The 15,784-nt window shown below is 68.0% G+C and carries 13 protein-coding genes; 9 read left to right on the plus strand and 4 right to left on the minus strand.

Annotated elements, in window-relative coordinates; translation table 11 throughout:
* Position 1: 1 nt before the first annotated feature.
* The 3 genes from AC5P9F_RS19530 to AC5P9F_RS19540 all read right to left on the minus strand — a co-directional run bounded on the left by AC5P9F_RS19530 (position 2) and on the right by AC5P9F_RS19540 (position 4,073).
* A complete protein-coding gene (locus AC5P9F_RS19530; protein WP_005410539.1) occupies positions 2-586 on the minus strand; it encodes an LPS-assembly lipoprotein LptE in 585 nt (194 codons plus the stop codon).
* 136 nt (positions 587-722) lie between these two features.
* Entirely contained in the window at positions 723-3,365 is a 2,643-nt protein-coding gene (leuS, locus tag AC5P9F_RS19535; protein ID WP_012480931.1) for a leucine--tRNA ligase, read from the minus strand.
* A gap of 105 nt (positions 3,366-3,470) precedes the next feature.
* Positions 3,471-4,073, minus strand: a complete 603-nt coding sequence (locus AC5P9F_RS19540; RefSeq protein WP_076739798.1) for a DUF998 domain-containing protein — start codon at positions 4,071-4,073, stop codon at positions 3,471-3,473.
* Positions 4,074-4,197: 124 nt separating this feature from the next.
* Here AC5P9F_RS19540 and trxA point away from each other — a divergent pair, with 124 nt between their 5' ends.
* The 4 genes from trxA (at position 4,198) to AC5P9F_RS19560 (ending at position 9,012) form a co-directional block, all read left to right on the plus strand.
* A complete protein-coding gene (gene trxA, locus AC5P9F_RS19545; RefSeq protein WP_005410542.1) occupies positions 4,198-5,055 on the plus strand; it encodes a thioredoxin in 858 nt (285 codons plus the stop codon).
* Between the two features lie 153 nt (positions 5,056-5,208).
* Complete coding sequence (locus AC5P9F_RS19550) at positions 5,209-6,864, plus strand: FecR family protein (protein WP_043034738.1); 1,656 nt, start codon at positions 5,209-5,211, stop codon at positions 6,862-6,864.
* Entirely contained in the window at positions 6,861-8,486 is a 1,626-nt protein-coding gene (locus AC5P9F_RS19555; RefSeq protein WP_043034737.1) for a CHASE2 domain-containing protein, read from the plus strand. The genes AC5P9F_RS19550 and AC5P9F_RS19555 overlap by 4 nt, the downstream gene beginning before the upstream one ends.
* Positions 8,487-8,559: 73 nt before the next feature.
* On the plus strand, positions 8,560-9,012 hold the full coding sequence (locus tag AC5P9F_RS19560) for a DUF4442 domain-containing protein (RefSeq protein WP_043034736.1): 453 nt from the start codon (positions 8,560-8,562) through the stop codon (positions 9,010-9,012).
* A 7-nt stretch (positions 9,013-9,019) separates the two neighbouring features.
* On the opposite strand, the gene AC5P9F_RS19565 is transcribed toward AC5P9F_RS19560, so the two are convergent.
* Entirely contained in the window at positions 9,020-10,336 is a 1,317-nt protein-coding gene (locus AC5P9F_RS19565) for a hypothetical protein (protein ID WP_076739799.1), read from the minus strand.
* A gap of 76 nt (positions 10,337-10,412) precedes the next feature.
* Here AC5P9F_RS19565 and AC5P9F_RS19570 point away from each other — a divergent pair, with 76 nt between their 5' ends.
* From AC5P9F_RS19570 to gloA2, 5 genes are all read left to right on the plus strand, one after another.
* Entirely contained in the window at positions 10,413-11,108 is a 696-nt protein-coding gene (locus AC5P9F_RS19570) for a DUF502 domain-containing protein (RefSeq protein WP_005414135.1), read from the plus strand.
* On the plus strand, positions 11,105-11,890 hold the full coding sequence (locus AC5P9F_RS19575; RefSeq protein ID WP_012480937.1) for a queuosine precursor transporter: 786 nt from the start codon (positions 11,105-11,107) through the stop codon (positions 11,888-11,890). Before AC5P9F_RS19570 ends, AC5P9F_RS19575 begins: the two co-directional genes overlap by 4 nt.
* 95 nt (positions 11,891-11,985) lie before the next feature.
* The gene (locus AC5P9F_RS19580; RefSeq protein ID WP_059035031.1) at positions 11,986-13,926 is read left to right on the plus strand and encodes a DUF885 domain-containing protein; all 1,941 of its coding nucleotides are present in this window, start codon (positions 11,986-11,988) and stop codon (positions 13,924-13,926) included.
* A 16-nt stretch (positions 13,927-13,942) separates the two neighbouring features.
* Complete coding sequence (locus tag AC5P9F_RS19585; RefSeq protein ID WP_043035453.1) at positions 13,943-15,010, plus strand: serine hydrolase domain-containing protein; 1,068 nt, start codon at positions 13,943-13,945, stop codon at positions 15,008-15,010.
* On the plus strand, positions 15,007-15,411 hold the full coding sequence (gene gloA2 / locus AC5P9F_RS19590) for an SMU1112c/YaeR family gloxylase I-like metalloprotein (RefSeq protein ID WP_005410551.1): 405 nt from the start codon (positions 15,007-15,009) through the stop codon (positions 15,409-15,411). Before AC5P9F_RS19585 ends, gloA2 begins: the two co-directional genes overlap by 4 nt.
* Positions 15,412-15,784 lie beyond the last annotated feature (373 nt).

Here is a 15,784-nt window from a genome sequence, read left to right on the forward strand (position 1 = left end):
CTCAGTGCTTGGCTGCGGGAACCGGCTCGGCCGGCTCCGCCCCTTCGATCGGCTTGGCCTTCGGCGCCGTCAGGCTGCCGCCCTTCTCGATCTCGGCGCGCACCACGCTGTCGATGCGGCGGATGATCGACGCGGACATTTCCCGTCGCAGCTCATCGGCCAGGATTTCGCGTTCGGTGGTGGTACCGGTGGCGTCGGTCGGCGGCGAAACGTAGTCGCGCGACAGTTCGATCACCTGCTGCGGCACCAGCTCGCTGCCATCCTCGCGACGGAAGATGAAGATCACCGCATAGCGCAGGCTGTACTCCTGCGCACGGCCCTGCGAGTCGATGGCGATCGGCAGGTCGCCCCAGCGTTCGGACAGCACCTGGAGCTGGGTACTGGGCCCCTTGCTGTCCTCGTCGGCCAGCTTGGCACCGGAAGCCAGCAGGCTGCGATTGAGCAGCTTGACCAGTTCGCTGTATGGCGCGGTGGAGACCACCTTCACCGGCGCCGTGTCGGTCGGCAGCATCAGCTTGTTGCGCAGATGGAAACCGCAGCCGGCAAGGCCGAGGACAAGAACGAGGGCAAGCAGGATTCGGGTCATGGAGACAGTCTGGCGGAGCCGGGCGATCACGGCAACACACAGCCTGCCCGAAGCCGCGTGAATGCAGGGCCATCAAGTGCATGGCCCCGCACCGGGAAGGTACCGGCCACCGCGTGGGTGACCGGCCCAGGATGCATCAGGCAGCGACGATGTTCACGATCTTGCCCGGCACGATGATGATCTTGCGCACGGTCAGGCCTTCCATGAACTTGGCCGCATTCGGCTCGGCCAGAGCCAGTGCTTCGACCTGCTCGCGTGCAGCATCGGCGGCCACCTCGATGGTGCCACGCAGCTTGCCGTTGACCTGCACGGCCAGGGTCAGCGCGTCGCGCACCAGCGCACCGGCGTCGGCCTGCGGGAACGGCTGGTCTTCCAGCAGCGTCTCGCCATGGCCCAGCACCTGCCACAGGGCGTGGCTGGCATGCGGGGTGATCGGGTTCAGCAGCAGTACGATGGCCTGCAGCGCTTCCTGGCGCACCGCACGGCCCTGCTCGCTGCCGTCCTCGAACTTGGCCAGCGCGTTCATCAGTTCCATCACCGCCGCGATGGCGGTATTGAAGCTGTGGCGACGGCCATAGTCGTCACCGACCTTGCCGATGGTCTCGTGGGTCTTGCGGCGCAGTGCCTTCTGGTTGGCGTCCAGCGCGGCCACGTCCAGCGCCGGGGCGGCACCGTCGGCGGCGTGCTTCTGCACCTGGGCCCACAGGCGGCGCAGGAAGCGCGCCATGCCGTCCACGCCGGCTTCGTTCCACTCCAGCGACTGTTCCGGCGGGGCGGCGAACATCGAGAACAGGCGCACGGTGTCGGCACCGTACTTGTCGACCATCGCCTGCGGGTCCACGCCGTTGTTCTTCGACTTGGACATCTTTTCAGTGCCACCGACCACCACCGGCTGGCCGTCGGCGATCAGCGTGGCGCCAGTGATGCGGCCGCGCTCGTCGCGCTGCACTTCCACATCGGCCGGATTGATCCAGTCCTTCGAGCCGTCCGGGTTCGGGCGGTAGTAGGTCTCGGCGATCACCATGCCCTGGCACAGCAGGTTGCGTGCCGGTTCGTTGCTGTCCACCATCCGCGCGTCGCGCAGCAGCTTGTGGTAGAAGCGGAAATACATCAGGTGCAGGATCGCGTGCTCGATGCCGCCGATGTACTGGTCGACCGGCAACCAGTAATTGCCGCGCTTGTCGACCGCATCACGGGCACCCGGCGAGGTGTAGCGGGCGTAGTACCAGCTCGACTCCATGAAGGTGTCGAAGGTGTCGGTCTCGCGCTCGGCCGCGCCGCCGCATTCCGGGCAGGTGGTCTTGCGCCATTCCGGATCGGTCTTGATCGGCGAACCAGTCCCCGAGAACGCCACGTCCTCCGGCAGCACCACCGGCAGCTGCTCTTCCGGCACCGGCACCGCACCGCACTTGTCGCAGTAGATCACCGGAATCGGGCAACCCCAGTAGCGCTGGCGGCTCACGCCCCAGTCGCGCAGGCGATAGTTGACGCGGCGCTGGCCCTGGGCCTTGCGCTCGAAGCGTTCGGCCAGGGCTTCGAAGGCGCCCTGGAAATCCAGCCCATCGAATTCGGCCGAGTTGACCAGCTCGAAGGCACGGTTCTTGTCGCTGTACCAGTCCTGCCAGCGGGCACCATCCCAGGTGCGCTCGTCGTCGTTGCGCGGATCCTTCAGCGCGATCACCTGCTTGATCGGCAGGCCGTACTTGTTTGCCACTTCATTGTCGCGCTGGTCGTGGCCCGGAACAGCCATCACCGCACCGGTGCCGTAGCCCATCAGCACGAAGTTGGCGACCCACACCGGCACCTTTTCGCCGGTGACCGGATGGATGGCACGCAGGCCGGTGTCCATGCCGCGCTTTTCCTGGGTTTCCAGCTCGGCCTCGGACACGCCACCCTGCTTCATTTCCGACAGCAGCGCAGCCAGTTCCGGGTTGTTCTTCGCCGCATGCAGGGCCAGCGGATGTTCGGCGGCGATCGACACGAAGGTCACGCCCATCACGGTATCCGGACGGGTGGTGAACACGCGCAGCGGATCCAGCGCAGTGCCGTCGACATCACGCACGTCGAACTGGATTTCCAGGCCTTCGGAGCGGCCGATCCAGTTGCGCTGCATGGTCTTGACCGAATCCGGCCAGCCGTCCAGTTCATCCAGGCCGTCCAGCAGTTCCTGGGCGTAATCGGTGATGCGCAGGAACCACTGCGGGATCTCGCGCTTCTCGACCAGCGCACCGGAACGCCAACCACGGCCATCGATGACCTGCTCGTTGGCCAGCACGGTCTGGTCGACCGGATCCCAGTTCACCACCGCATTGCGGCGGTAGGCCAGGCCCTTGCGCATCAGGCGCGTGAACATGCGCTGTTCGTGGACATAGTAGTCCGGGCGGCAGGTGGCGAATTCGCGCGACCAGTCCACCGCATAGCCCATGGCCTTGAACTGGCCACGCATGTGCTCGATGTTCTTGTAGGTCCAGGCCGCCGGTGCGGTCTTGTTCTTGATTGCCGCGTTCTCCGCAGGCAGGCCGAACGCGTCCCAGCCCATCGGCTGCAGCACGTTGTGCCCGGTCATGCGCTTGTAGCGGCTGATCACGTCGCCGATGGTGTAATTGCGCACGTGGCCCATGTGCAGCGCACCGGACGGGTACGGAAGCATCGACAGGCAGTAGTACTTCGGCTTGTCCGAAGTCTCGTCGACTTCGAAGGCCCGGGTGGCGTCCCAGTACTTCTGGGCGGCGGATTCAACCTGCTGCGGGTCGTAGGCGTTGGTTTCAGCGCTGGTCATGGAACACGCGGATGCGGCGGCAAAGCGGTACAGCGTACCGCAGTGCGGCAAACGTCTCCAATCCTGCCCGCCGACCGCCGGCGCCGCCAGCGCCCGGAGCCGGTCTCAGCGCGGTCGCGACAGAGGCAGGGCCAGCGCCAGCCAGACCGCCCAGCAGGCGAATGCAAGCCGTTGTGCCAGCGGCGCCGGCAGCACGCCCTGCAGCGCAAAGGCAGCCAGCGCTGCCAGCGCGCCACAGGCGAGCGCCACCCCGCCCAGGGCGCGGCCGTGCGTCTGGCGCAGCTGCGAGATGCCCAGCAACAGGGTGCCGGCGACGAAGCCCAGCACCCAGATCATCCAGGCACTGGCGTGCAGCTGGCTGGCCGGCCCGTGCAGATCGTCCACATCCAGCGGCATCAAGCCCATCGCGGTGAAGGCCAGTCCGCCCAGCAACAGCATCTGGCTGCCCACCCGCGGCGCCCAGCCAGCACTGGCCGGCAGCTGTCGGCGCAGGCACTCGGCCACTACCACCGCCAACAGGCCCGGCAGTACGAAGCCCAGCAGATTGAAGGCCAACGCGTGCGGCACGCCGTGTGCGCCCAGCAGGGCCACCGGGTGCCGCGCCTGTGCATAACCTTCCAGGCCGGTGCCGAAGCCCAGCACCGCCAGCACGAACAGCAGTGCGGCGGCGGGGCCGGACAGACGCAACAGGGAAGACGGGGAGGTCATGCAGGCTCCAGGAGCAACGGCGGCGGGAACGACGCATTGTCGGGCATTTGCCGCAGTCCGGGTTGAGACTGGCATCGATCGTCACCATAGAATCGGTCTCCAGATGCCAATCGATGCCTCCCCCATGACCGAGACGACCTACGTATTCGACGCCACCACTGCGACCTTCGAGGCCGAAGTCCTGCAGAAGTCGCTGCAGACGCCGGTGCTGGTCGACTTCTGGGCCACGTGGTGCGGCCCCTGCAAGACCCTGGGCCCGATGCTGGAAAAACTGGCCGCCGAATACAACGGTGCCTTCGAGCTGGCCAAGGTCGATGTCGACAAGGAACAGCAGATTGCCGCCGCCTTCCAGATCCGCTCGGTGCCCACCGTGTTCCTGGTCAAGGGCGGCCAGCTGGTGGACGGCTTCCCCGGCGCCATCCCGGAAGGCCAGCTGCGTGAGTTCCTGGCCCAGCACGGCATCGTGCCGGCCGACGTCGGCGACACTGCCGCCGAGGACGAAGCGCCGTTGGATCCGCAGGCACAGGTGGACGTACTGCGTGCGCAGATCGCCGCCGAGCCGGACAAGGACGAGCTGAAGCTCGACCTGGCCCTGGCCCTGCTGCAGATCGGCGGCGTGGACGAAGCCGGCACGCTGATCGACGGCCTGCCCGCCAACCTGGCCACCGACGACCGCGCCGTGCGCGCCCGCGCCCGGCTGTCCTTTGCCGCCGCCCTGAAGGACGCCCCGGCCGCCGAGGTGCTGGACGCGCGCATCGCCGCCAACGGCAATGACCTCAAGGCCCGCCACCTGCGCGGCGTGCAGCTGCTGCTAGGCGGCCATGACGAAGCCGCGCTGGCGCAGTTCCTGGAAATGCTGCGGATCGACCGGAGTTTCGAGGAAGGCCTGCCGCGCAAAGCGCTGATCGATGCCTTCAATGTGATCTCGGACGAGGACCTGGTCGGCCAGTACCGCCGCAGGATGGCCTCCCTGCTGTTCTGAACGGAAGCCGGGTTCGTTCAGAATCCCTGCACTGGACGCGGGCAATAATGCGCACGATGGCGGCCGTAGGGCCGCCACGATCCGTTCGGGGGGATGAGGTCGGGGCCATGGGGTCTTGCAGCTGCACCCCCGCATTGCCGGGATTGCAAAACTGTGACCTTCGTCCGCTCGCTGTTGTTTGCCATGCGCTTCCAGGGCGCCCTGCTCTGTGCCCTGCTTCTGCTGCCGGCCATCGCCGCCGCGCAGGACTGGAACTACCGGGTCCGCCCCGGCGACACCCTGTGGGATCTGGGTGGCGTGTATCTGAAACCCTCGGTGCGCTGGCAGCAGCTCCAGCAGCACAACCGAATCGACAACCCCTACCGGCTGCCGCCCGGCCAGCTGCTGCGTTTCCCCATCAGCTGGCTGCGCATCGAACCGGCACCGGCGCGGGTGCTCTCGGTCCGCGGCAAGGTCGAACTGTCCAGTGGAGACGGCAGCGCCAGCCGCGCCATCCAGGCCGGCGAGCAACTGCATATCGGAGACACCGTACAGACCGAGGGCGAATCCAGCGTCACGCTGGAATTTGCCGATGCGTCGCGCCTGCAGCTGCGTGAGTACTCGCGCCTGCGCCTGGACCAGCTCAGCCGCTACGGCCACACCGGCATGGTCGACACCCGCCTGCGCCTGCAGCAGGGCCGCGCCAGCAATCGGGTGACGCCCGCGCGCGGCCCGGCATCGCGTTACATCATCGATGCGCCCACCGCCACCAGCAGCGTGCGCGGCACCGTCTTCCGGGTCAGTGCCGGCGACGGTCGTGATGTCGCGGCCACCGAGGTCCTGCAGGGCAAGGTGCAGGTCGGCAACACCCATGGCCAGCGCATGGTCCAGCCCGGACAGGCCACCCGCAGCGCCAGCGCAGACGCCGCACCGGACGCAGTCTCCGCACTGCTGCCGGCACCGCAGCTGCGCAACGATGAACTGCGCCTGGCCCCGTTGCCGACGCTGCTGGCATGGACTCCGGTCGCCGGCGCCGCGCATTACCGCGTTGAAGTGGTGGAGGCAGCCACGCCGGAGATCCTGCTGTTCGCTGCCACCACCCCCGATACCCGCCTGGCCATCGGCGATCTGCCGCCGGGCCAGCTGCGCATCCTGCTGCGCGCGGTCGATGCGCAGGGTGTGGAAGGCATCGACGCCAGTGCCGACTTCGAACTCAGCGACCAGCCTCCACCGCCGCTGACCCTGGCCCCGCTGCATGGACAGACAATCAACAGCGACCGCCCGCGTTTCCGCTGGAGCCAGGCCCCCGGTGCGCGCAGCAGCGTGCTGCAGATCGCGGCTGATTCCAGCTTCGTACAGCCACTGCAGGAACAGACCAGCACCGGCACCGACCTGCGCCTGGCGCAGCCATTGCCGCCGGGTCACTACTTCTGGCGGATCGCCTCCCGCAGTGCCGATGGGCACCAGGGGCGCTATGGCCAGGCCCTGCCACTGCAGCTGAGCAACGAGCCGGTCGATCCTGCGCTGCAACCGCCCGAGGCCGCGCACGGTGAACTGACCCTGCGCTGGCAGGCCGGCAGCGAAGGCCAGCGCTATCGCGTGCAGGTCGACCGCCGCGGCGACTTCAAGGCACCCCTGGTCGACGAAACCGTGGCCGAACCGCAGGTCAGCTTCAAGCGTCCGTGGCGCGGCACCCTGCATGTGCGCGTGCAGTACATCGACGATGACGGCCATGCTGGCGAGTTCTCGCCTGCCCAGAAGATCGCCCTGCCGTGTCGCCTCTGCTATGGCACCGGCGGCGGTGCCCTGCTGCTGTGGCTGCTGTTGTGAGGCGTTCGCCGCTGCCGTGGTCGAAGCGGATCCTGCTGGCCATGCTGGCCGGGATACTGACCATCGTCGCCAGCCAGGGCCAATGGCTGTGGCGGCAGGACGAGGCCACCTACGACGCGATGGTCGGCAACTGGGACTATCGACCCGACCCGAGCGTGCTGATCGTGGCCATCGACGAAGGCAGCCTGCAACGCATCGGCCAATGGCCGTGGCCGCGCTCGGTCCACGCCCGGTTGCTGGATCGCCTGACCGATGCCGGTGCCGAACGGGTCGTGCTGGACCTGATGCTGTCCGAGCCGGACCGCCGCGACAGCCGCCAGGACGACGCGCTGGCCGCGGCCATCCGTCGCAATGGCCGGGTGGTGCTGCCGGTGCTGGCCGCACCGGCAGCCGGCGATCGCATGGCAGAGGAAATGCTGCCGGTTCCACAGATCGCGGCCAGTGCCGCCGCCATCGGCCACACCGACGTCGAGGTGGACAGCGACGGCGTCGCCCGCGGCATCTACCTGCATGCGGGCATCGGCAAGGCGCATTGGCCGGCGCTCGGGCTGGCCCTGACCGGCCTGCCCGCGGGCGCGGTGCGCGGGCTGCCCGACCCTGATCCCGAGGTGGGCTCGCCCTATCAATGGCGGCGCAACGACTACGTGCGGGTGCGCTATGCCGGACCTCCCGAGCAGTTGCCGCAGGTTTCCTACGCAGACGTGCTCGATGGCCACGTGGACATGGCGATGCTGCATGGCCGCCGCATCATCGTCGGCATGACCGCCAGCGGCATCGCACCGCGCCTGCTGACCCCGACCACCCGCGAGTTCTGGATGAGCGGCAGCGAGTACCAGGCCAACATCGCCTCGATGCTGCTGCAGCACAAGCAGATCGAGGTGCTGCCCCGCTTCTGGCAGCACACCATCAGCGCTGTGCTGGTGGCGCTGTGCGTGATCCTGCTCGGCCTGCGCCTGCCGTGGCTGGCGGCACTGAGTTCGCTGCCGCTTGCCCCTCTGCTGAGCTGGTTGCTGTTGCGCACCAGCAACCTCTGGTGGGCGCCAGCCACCGCCCTGCTGGGCGTCCTGCTGGTCCTGCTGGCCTGGGCGATCTGGCGGATTTCGGCCTGGCACCGGCAGGCCAACCGCGACGCACTGACCGGCCTTGGCAATCGCCTGCGTTTCGAACAGGCGCTGCAGCAGGAATGCGACGCCGCACGACGCAACGGCAAGCCACTGAGCCTGGCGCTGATTGATGTCGACCACTTCAAGCGCCACAACGACCGCCACGGCCACCAGGTCGGCGACCGCGTGCTGCGGGACGTCGCCCGGTTGATCGGCGCGCATGCGCGGCGGCCGCGCGACATGGCCGCGCGTTACGGTGGCGATGAATTCGCGCTGGTATTGCCCGATACCCCGGCCGAAGGCGCGCGGCTTGTCATCCAGGACCTGATCGACTGCGTACGTGCATTGCCGGTACACGGTGACGGCAGCGATGATCGGGTGACGCTCACCATCGGCGTGTTTACCCGGGTACCGGAAGGCGAGCTGCAACCGCATCATTTCGTCGAAGGGGCCGACACCGCGCTGTACCAGGCCAAAGCGAATGGACGCGACGGGTATGTGATCGACGGCGGCGCGTGACCGGTGCCACCGGGTGCAACATACGCATGCGAATGGTTAGACTGGACACCTCGCCCAGCGCCCCCGGATCCGCATGAACGCCCGTCTGTTCCGCTTCGGCATCAACCTCTGGCCGCCCTTCCTGTTCACCGGCATCCACGTCACCCGCATCACCCCCGACTACCGGCAGATCGATGTCGAGCTGCGCCTGCGGCCATGGAACCGCAACTACGTCGGCACCCACTTCGGCGGCAGCCTGTTCGCGATGACCGATCCGTTCTGGATGCTCGGCCTGCTGCACATCCTCGGCCGCGACTACTACGTGTGGGACCGCGCCGGCGCCGTCGACTTCCTCAAGCCGGGCCGTGGCATCGTGCGGACGTCGTTCCGCATCGACGACGCGCTGCTGGATGAACTGCGCGCCGAAGCGGCCAGTGGCGAGAAGGTGCTGCGCTGGTTCAGCAACGACGTGATCGATGAAAGCGGCGAGGTGGTCGCACAGGTCCGCAAGCAGGTGTACCTGCGCCTGAAGCCGCACGCGCGCTGAGCGCGCCTCAATCGCGCGCCAACGCAGTCGAAGCTGGCTCCGCCTGCAGCGGCACCGACAGCCACGGGCTTTCGTCGTTGCTGCGGGACGGCGAGCGGCGCGGCACCTGCAGATGGCGGCCATCCGCAGACACCTGCGGCGCCCGCACCGGCGAGGCGAACTGTGCCGGCAACCGCTGCAGGGCATCCACCGGATCCCCCGGCTGCTGCCGCAGCCAGCGCTGTGCACCCAGCAGGCGCAGCATCGCCGCGGCGTCCTGGGTGCGCGACGAATAGGCCGGATAGACCGGACCGGCAATGTCGGTCAACAGGCAACCCATGACGTTCGACAGGCAACCAAAGTCACGCTGCGGCGGCGCCGGCACCGGCAACGGACGGTCCGCCTCCAGCGCAGCGGTCGCCGTCGCGCCACAGGCCCAACCGAGATTGCCGGCCGCACGGGCCAGGGTGCTGCTGCGGTCCAGTACCAGCGCGCCGCCGAATTCCCGCGCCGAGGTCTCGATCGCCACCCGGTTCATCGCATACTCGCCCTGCATCGCACGGCACAGGCTCTGCTCGTCGGCCCGCATCGGCTGCATGGCCTGTTCGCATTCGGCCGGCAGCGGGTGATCGGCAGGCAGTTCGACCAGCATGTCGGCCAGCAGCTGCGCGTTGGCCTGTACCAGGCTGGCGCCGATGATGCTTTCGACCAGATAGCCGCCACCGGGCACCAGCCGCCGGCCCAGCTGCACTCCCCGGCAGCTGCCGCGCAGGGCACCGTCGATGTCACCCTGTACGAACGCCAGCGCGCGTGCGCTGGTGGCATCGACCACCAGCCCGTAGGTCGGCATCGGCACCAGGATGCCCTCGCCCTTCGGCTGGAACGGCGATACGAAGTAGTCTGCTTCGGCGAGCTGATCCAGCCGCGCATGCAACTGCTGGTGCCCGGCATGGGCCTCCACGAAGCGTTGCGGGTCCGCGCGGACCTGGGCGAGGCAGCCGCGGGCGGCCGGCCCGCAACTGGCACCGGGCCGCGAGCGCAGCTCGGCATGGTTGGCCACCAGGTGTGTCTGGCCGCCGCTGCTGCCCCGCAGGTCGGCCTCCCAACGGCGCACGTCCTCGGCCAACGCCTGCTCGCGCTGGCGGGCATCCAGATCGTCGAACGGCAGCGTCCACAACAGGGCATAACCGTTGCGCCCGCTCGCCGGCAGCCGCGCTTCCAGCCGTTGCTGCGCCTGCAACCGCGATTCCGGCACCGGCCACATGCGTGAGGCGCACCACACCACGATGGTCAACAGCAGCAGGCCCGCCAGGGTCCAGCCCAGTCCGCGCAGAATCTTCAACACAGCTTCCCTTCCATGGCTCGTTGCCGCAGTCGATCCACCAGCGTAATCGACCGGCAGTGACCGCTACAATGCGCATATGTCGCTCGAAGCCCCCGCCCTGGTCCCCCGCCCCTCCCTGCAGCGCCTGTTCCTGACCGGCCTGCTGACCCTGCTGCCGATCTGGCTGACCTGGGTTGTGGTCAAGTTCGTGTTCGTGCTGCTGTCGGGCATTTCCAGCCCGCTGGTGGTACCGCTGTCCGAGCAGATCGCGACAAGCTTCCCGCACTACCTCGGCTGGGTCCGCGCCGAATGGATCCAGGACACCATCGCCCTGCTGGCCACCCTGCTGGTGATCCTGGCGGTGGGCGTGGCCAGCCGCCGCGTGCTCGGCCAGCGCCTGCTGCGCTGGGTGGGCGCGGTCATCAAGCGCATTCCGCTGGCCAGCATCATCTACGACAGCGCAAAGAAGCTGCTGGACATGCTGCAGACCGAACCGGGCAGCACCCAGCGCGTGGTGCTGATCGACTTCCCGCACCGCGACATGAAATCGGTCGGACTGGTCACCCGCGTGATCAAGGAACACGGCACCGACCGTGAGCTGGCCGCGGTGTATGTACCGACCACGCCGAACCCGACCTCGGGCTACCTGGAAATCGTGCCGGTGGAACTGCTGACCCCGACTGACTGGACCGTCGACCAGGCCATGAGCTTCATCATTTCCGGTGGCGCCGTCGCACCGTCCAGCGTGCCATTCACCCGCGCCGGCGAACGCACCGGCGAACGCACCGAATGACCCCGGCGCCGATCGAGCGCCCGCTGCAGGACCGCGCGGTCCTGCTGTTCATCGTGCTGGCCGCGTTCTTCTGCGGCAATGCGGTGCTGGCCGAGCTGATCGGGGTGAAGATCTTCGCGCTGGAAGACACCCTGGGCATCGCCCCGCTGAACTGGAACCTGTTCGGCCAGACCGGCTCGCTCAGCTTCACCGCCGGTACCCTGCTGTGGCCGGTGGTGTTCATCATGACCGACACCATCAACGAGTTTTTCGGCAAGCGCGGCGTGCGCTTCATCTCGTGGCTGGCGGTGGTGCTGATCGGCTACGGCTTCCTGTTCGCCTTCGCGGCCATTTCGCTGGCGCCGGCCAGCTGGTGGGTCACGTCGATGGATGGCCACGGTGTGCCCGACTACCAGGCCGCGTTCGCAGCCGTGTTCGGCCAGGGCATGTGGACCATTGCCGGTTCGCTGGTGGCCTTCCTGCTCGGCCAGCTGATCGACGTGGCGGTGTTCCACCGCATCCGCCAGGCCACCGGCGAACGCCACGTGTGGCTGCGTGCGACCGGATCGACCGCGATCTCGCAGGTGGTGGACAGCTTCGTGGTGATCTGGATCGCCTTCGTGCTGGGCCCGCAACACTGGCCGACCTCGCTGTTCCTTGCGGTCGCCAGCGTCAACTACGTGTACAAGATGGGCTTTGCGGTCGCCCTGATTCCGTTGCTGTACCTGATGCGGCGTGCCATCACCCGCTATCTGGGCGCCGATCGCGCGGCGGCGCTGCGTGCCGCCGCTGCGGCTGACTGAAGCCCCAGCGCCGCCAAGCTGACTGCGTCTTCACGCTGGCCGTACGCGCGCGGATCGTGCAAGCTCCACGATCTGTGTTCCACGGAAGCTTCTTGATGCCGTATTCCCCCCGCGTCCTGGCCGCTGCCATTGCCGCGTTGTTCCTGTTCAGTGCCGTGCCGTCGGCCGAAGCAGCGAAGAAGAAGGCCAGCCGCCCTGCCGCTGCGCAGACCCGCCAGGCCGCCAAGCCCAAGGCCAGGCCCGCCCGTGCCACCGCACCGGCCCGTGGCAGTTCGGCGCGCCGCGCTGCGCCGCGTCCGGTCGCACCGGCCCGTGCCGTGCCCAAGCAGGTGCAGCTGGAACGGCTGTACGACGAATACTGGGATGCCTCGATGCGGTTGAACCCGCTGCAGGCCACGTTCCAGGGCGAACCGCGCTACAACGACCAGCTGCCCAACATCCTGTCCGCCGCCTGGCGCCAGCAGTCGCACGACTTCACCACGCAGTGGCTGGGCAAGGTCGAAAAACTCGGCAGCGATGGCCTGCAGGGCCAGGACCTGCTCAGTTACGAGATCTTCGTACGTGACGCGCGCGCCTCGCTGGCTGCCGAGCGCTACCCGAGCTGGATGATGCCGATCAGCCAGTACTACAACATCGGCAGCATCATGGCGATCCTCGGCTCCGGCGCGGGCGCGCAGCCGTTCAACACCGTGCAGGACTATGACACCTGGTCGCGCCGCTCGCTCGGCATTCCCGAACTGTTCGACCAGGCCATCGACAACATGCGCCAGGGCATGAAGGCCGGCGTGGTGCAGCCGCGCGACCTGATGGAGAAGGTGCTGCCGCAGCTGGATGCAGTGATCAAGCCGACCGCTGAAGAGAGCATCTTCTGGTCGCCGATCCGCACCATGCCGAACACGATTGCGGCCGAAGACAAGGCGCGCATCAGTGCCGAGTACAAGCGCATGATCGAACTGCGCATCATGCCCGCCTACCGCGCCCTGCGCGGCTTCATCGCCACCGAGTACCTGCCGGCCACACGCGCCAGCAGCGGCATGGGCGCGCTGCCCGACGGCCAGGCCTGGTACGCCAACCTGATCGTGCAGACCACCGCCAGCGACCAGACCGCCGCGCAGCTGCACGCGCTGGGCGAGCAACGCGTGCAGGAACTGCAGGCACAGATCGCCACGGTGATGAAGGACGCCAAGCTGCGTGGCACGCCGGCAAAGCTGCTGCGCAGCATGCGCAACGATCGCCAGTTCCAGTACAGCGATGCCAATGCACTGATCAGCCGCTACCGCCAGGTGCAGCAGCAGGTCAACGCGCGCCTGCCGCAGGTGCTCGATACGCTGCCGAAGTCCGCGCTGGAAGTACGCGCGGTGGAACCGGAACGGGCGCTGACCGCCGCCGCTGCCGCCTACCAGCCGTCGCCGCCCGGGCAGCCCGGCGTGCTGTACATCAACACCCGCGACCTGCCCAGCCGCAAGCGCTGGAGCGTGCCGGTGCAGTACCTGCATGAAGCGATTCCCGGCCATCACGTGCAACTGGGCCTGCAGCAGGAGCTGGCCAAGCTGCCGCGCTTCCGTCGCCTCGGTGGCGATCTTGCGTTCGTCGAAGGCTGGGGCCTGTACGCCGAAACGCTGGGTGAAGACCTCGGCGTCTACACCGATCCCTACGACCGTATCGGCTACCTGTACTCACGCCTGCTGCGCGCCGCGCGCGTCGTCGCCGACACCGGCGTCAATGCACAGGGCTGGAGCAAGCAGCAGGCCGTGGCCTACCTGCAGAAGACGGTGGACATGAGCAGCGATGACGCCAACGCCGAAGTCGAGCGGATCATGGCCCAGCCCGGCCAGGCACTGTCGAACGTCGCCGGCCTGACCACCATCGTCGCCCTGCGCGACAAGGCCAAGGCACGCCAGGGCGCAGCCTTCGATCTGCGCCGCTTCCATGCAGAACTGCTGAAAGACGGCTCGATGCCTCTGGACGTGCTGGACCGCAAGATGGAGCGCTGGATGGCACAGCCGGCCAGCGCTGCGCCCACACCTTCGCCCTGACGCTTCCGGAGCCACCATGCGCCCTGCCGTCGCCCTGTTCGCCGCCGTGCTGGGCCTGCTGCCTCTGGCGGGCGCCGCCGCACCGGTGCTGACCCCACCGGATGCCGGTATCGACGGCCTGATGCAGGCCTACGATGGCCAGGTGCCCGGCGCCGCAGTGCTGGTGCTGCATGACGGGCAGCCAGTGTTCCGCCGTGGCTACGGCCTTGCGGTGGTCGAAGACGGCACCCCGGTCACAGCCGCCAGCAATTTCCGGCTGGCCTCGGTCAGCAAGCAGTTCACCGCTGCGGCGGTGCTGCTGGTGGAAGACGGCCGGCTCGGGCTGGACCAGCCGGCCCGGCAGTGGCTGCCCGAGCTGCCACCGGCTGCAGCGGGCATCACCCTCCGCCACCTGCTCTCGCATACCAGCGGCCTGCTCGACTACGAAGACCTGATGGACCCGGCAGACACGCGGCAGGTACACGATGCCGATGTGCTGGCCCTGCTGTCGCGCCAGGACCGGCTGAACTTCGCGCCGGGCACGCAGTACCGCTACAGCAACAGCGGCTATGCACTGCTGGCACTGATCGTGGGCCGCGCATCCGGCCAGGATTTCGCCGCCTTCCTGCAACAACGCATCTTCCGCCCGCTGGGCATGGCGCATACCGTGGCCCACCAGGACGGCGTGGACACGGTCGCCACACGCGCCTATGGCTACAGCAGGATCGATGGCCGCTGGCAGCGCACCGACCAGAGCACTACCAGCGCTGTACTGGGAGACGGCGGGATCTACTCCTCGCTGGACGACCTGGCCCGCTGGGATGCGGCGCTGTACGACGACCGCCTGCTGTCGAAGGCTTCGCGCCGCGCGATGTTCAGCCCGGCGACGACCACATCGGAACCGGACGTGCCGCATTACGGCTTCGGCTGGCGGCTGAATGGTCCGGTGCAATGGCACAGCGGCGAGAGCATCGGCTTCCGCAACGTGATCGTGCGCCACCCGGAGAAGCACCTGACCGTGATCGTGCTGACCAACCGCAACGACCCCGAACCCTATCCGCTGGCGCAGAAGATCGCCCAGCGCTGGCTGGACACCCTGCAATGACCCCCGGTTCCGACGCCCTGCTGGGCATCCACCACGCCGCACTGATCTGCAGCGACTACGCACGCTCGAAGGACTTCTACGTGCGCATCCTCGGCCTGCGCGTGCTGGCCGAGAACCACCGCGCCGCACGCGATTCCTGGAAGCTGGACCTCGCCCTGCCCGACGGCGGCCAGCTGGAACTGTTCTCCTTTCCCTCGCCGCCGCCCCGTCCCAGCCGCCCGGAGGCCCAGGGTCTGCGCCACCTCGCGTTCCGGGTGGCTGCACTGGAACCCTTCATCCAGCGCCTGGCCGCGCATGGTGTCGCCTGCGAACCGATCCGCGTGGACGAATACACCGGCCGACGCTTCACCTTCTTCGCCGACCCCGACGACCTGCCGCTGGAGCTGTACGAGATCGCGTGAGCGATTTTCAATCGCGGAGGCCCATCCACGCATGGCGTGGATCTACGTGTCGACCAAGGTCGACACCCACCAAGAGCAGGCCGTGGCATTCCAACAGATCGCGGAGACCTGTCGAAGGCGGGGTGGGTCCGGTTGCGGGGGCGTGAGCCGCATGGGCCCGAGGCATGCCTCGGGCGGGTTGGGCAGGACGCCCAACCCCGGTCTTGCCGTGTGCGCAGGACTGCGCCCACGAGCAAGCGGCGACCGAGCTTACATGGGTGAGGGCGCTTTGCTTGCGAAGCACTGCTTCGCAAGCGCCCGAACGCACAGCCGCCAGCGGCTGGGCCGGGCCCCGGAGGGGGACTTGCAGCGCCCCCCGCAACCGGACCCACCC

Source organism: Stenotrophomonas sp. YJH_SMC_4 (assembly GCF_059371575.1).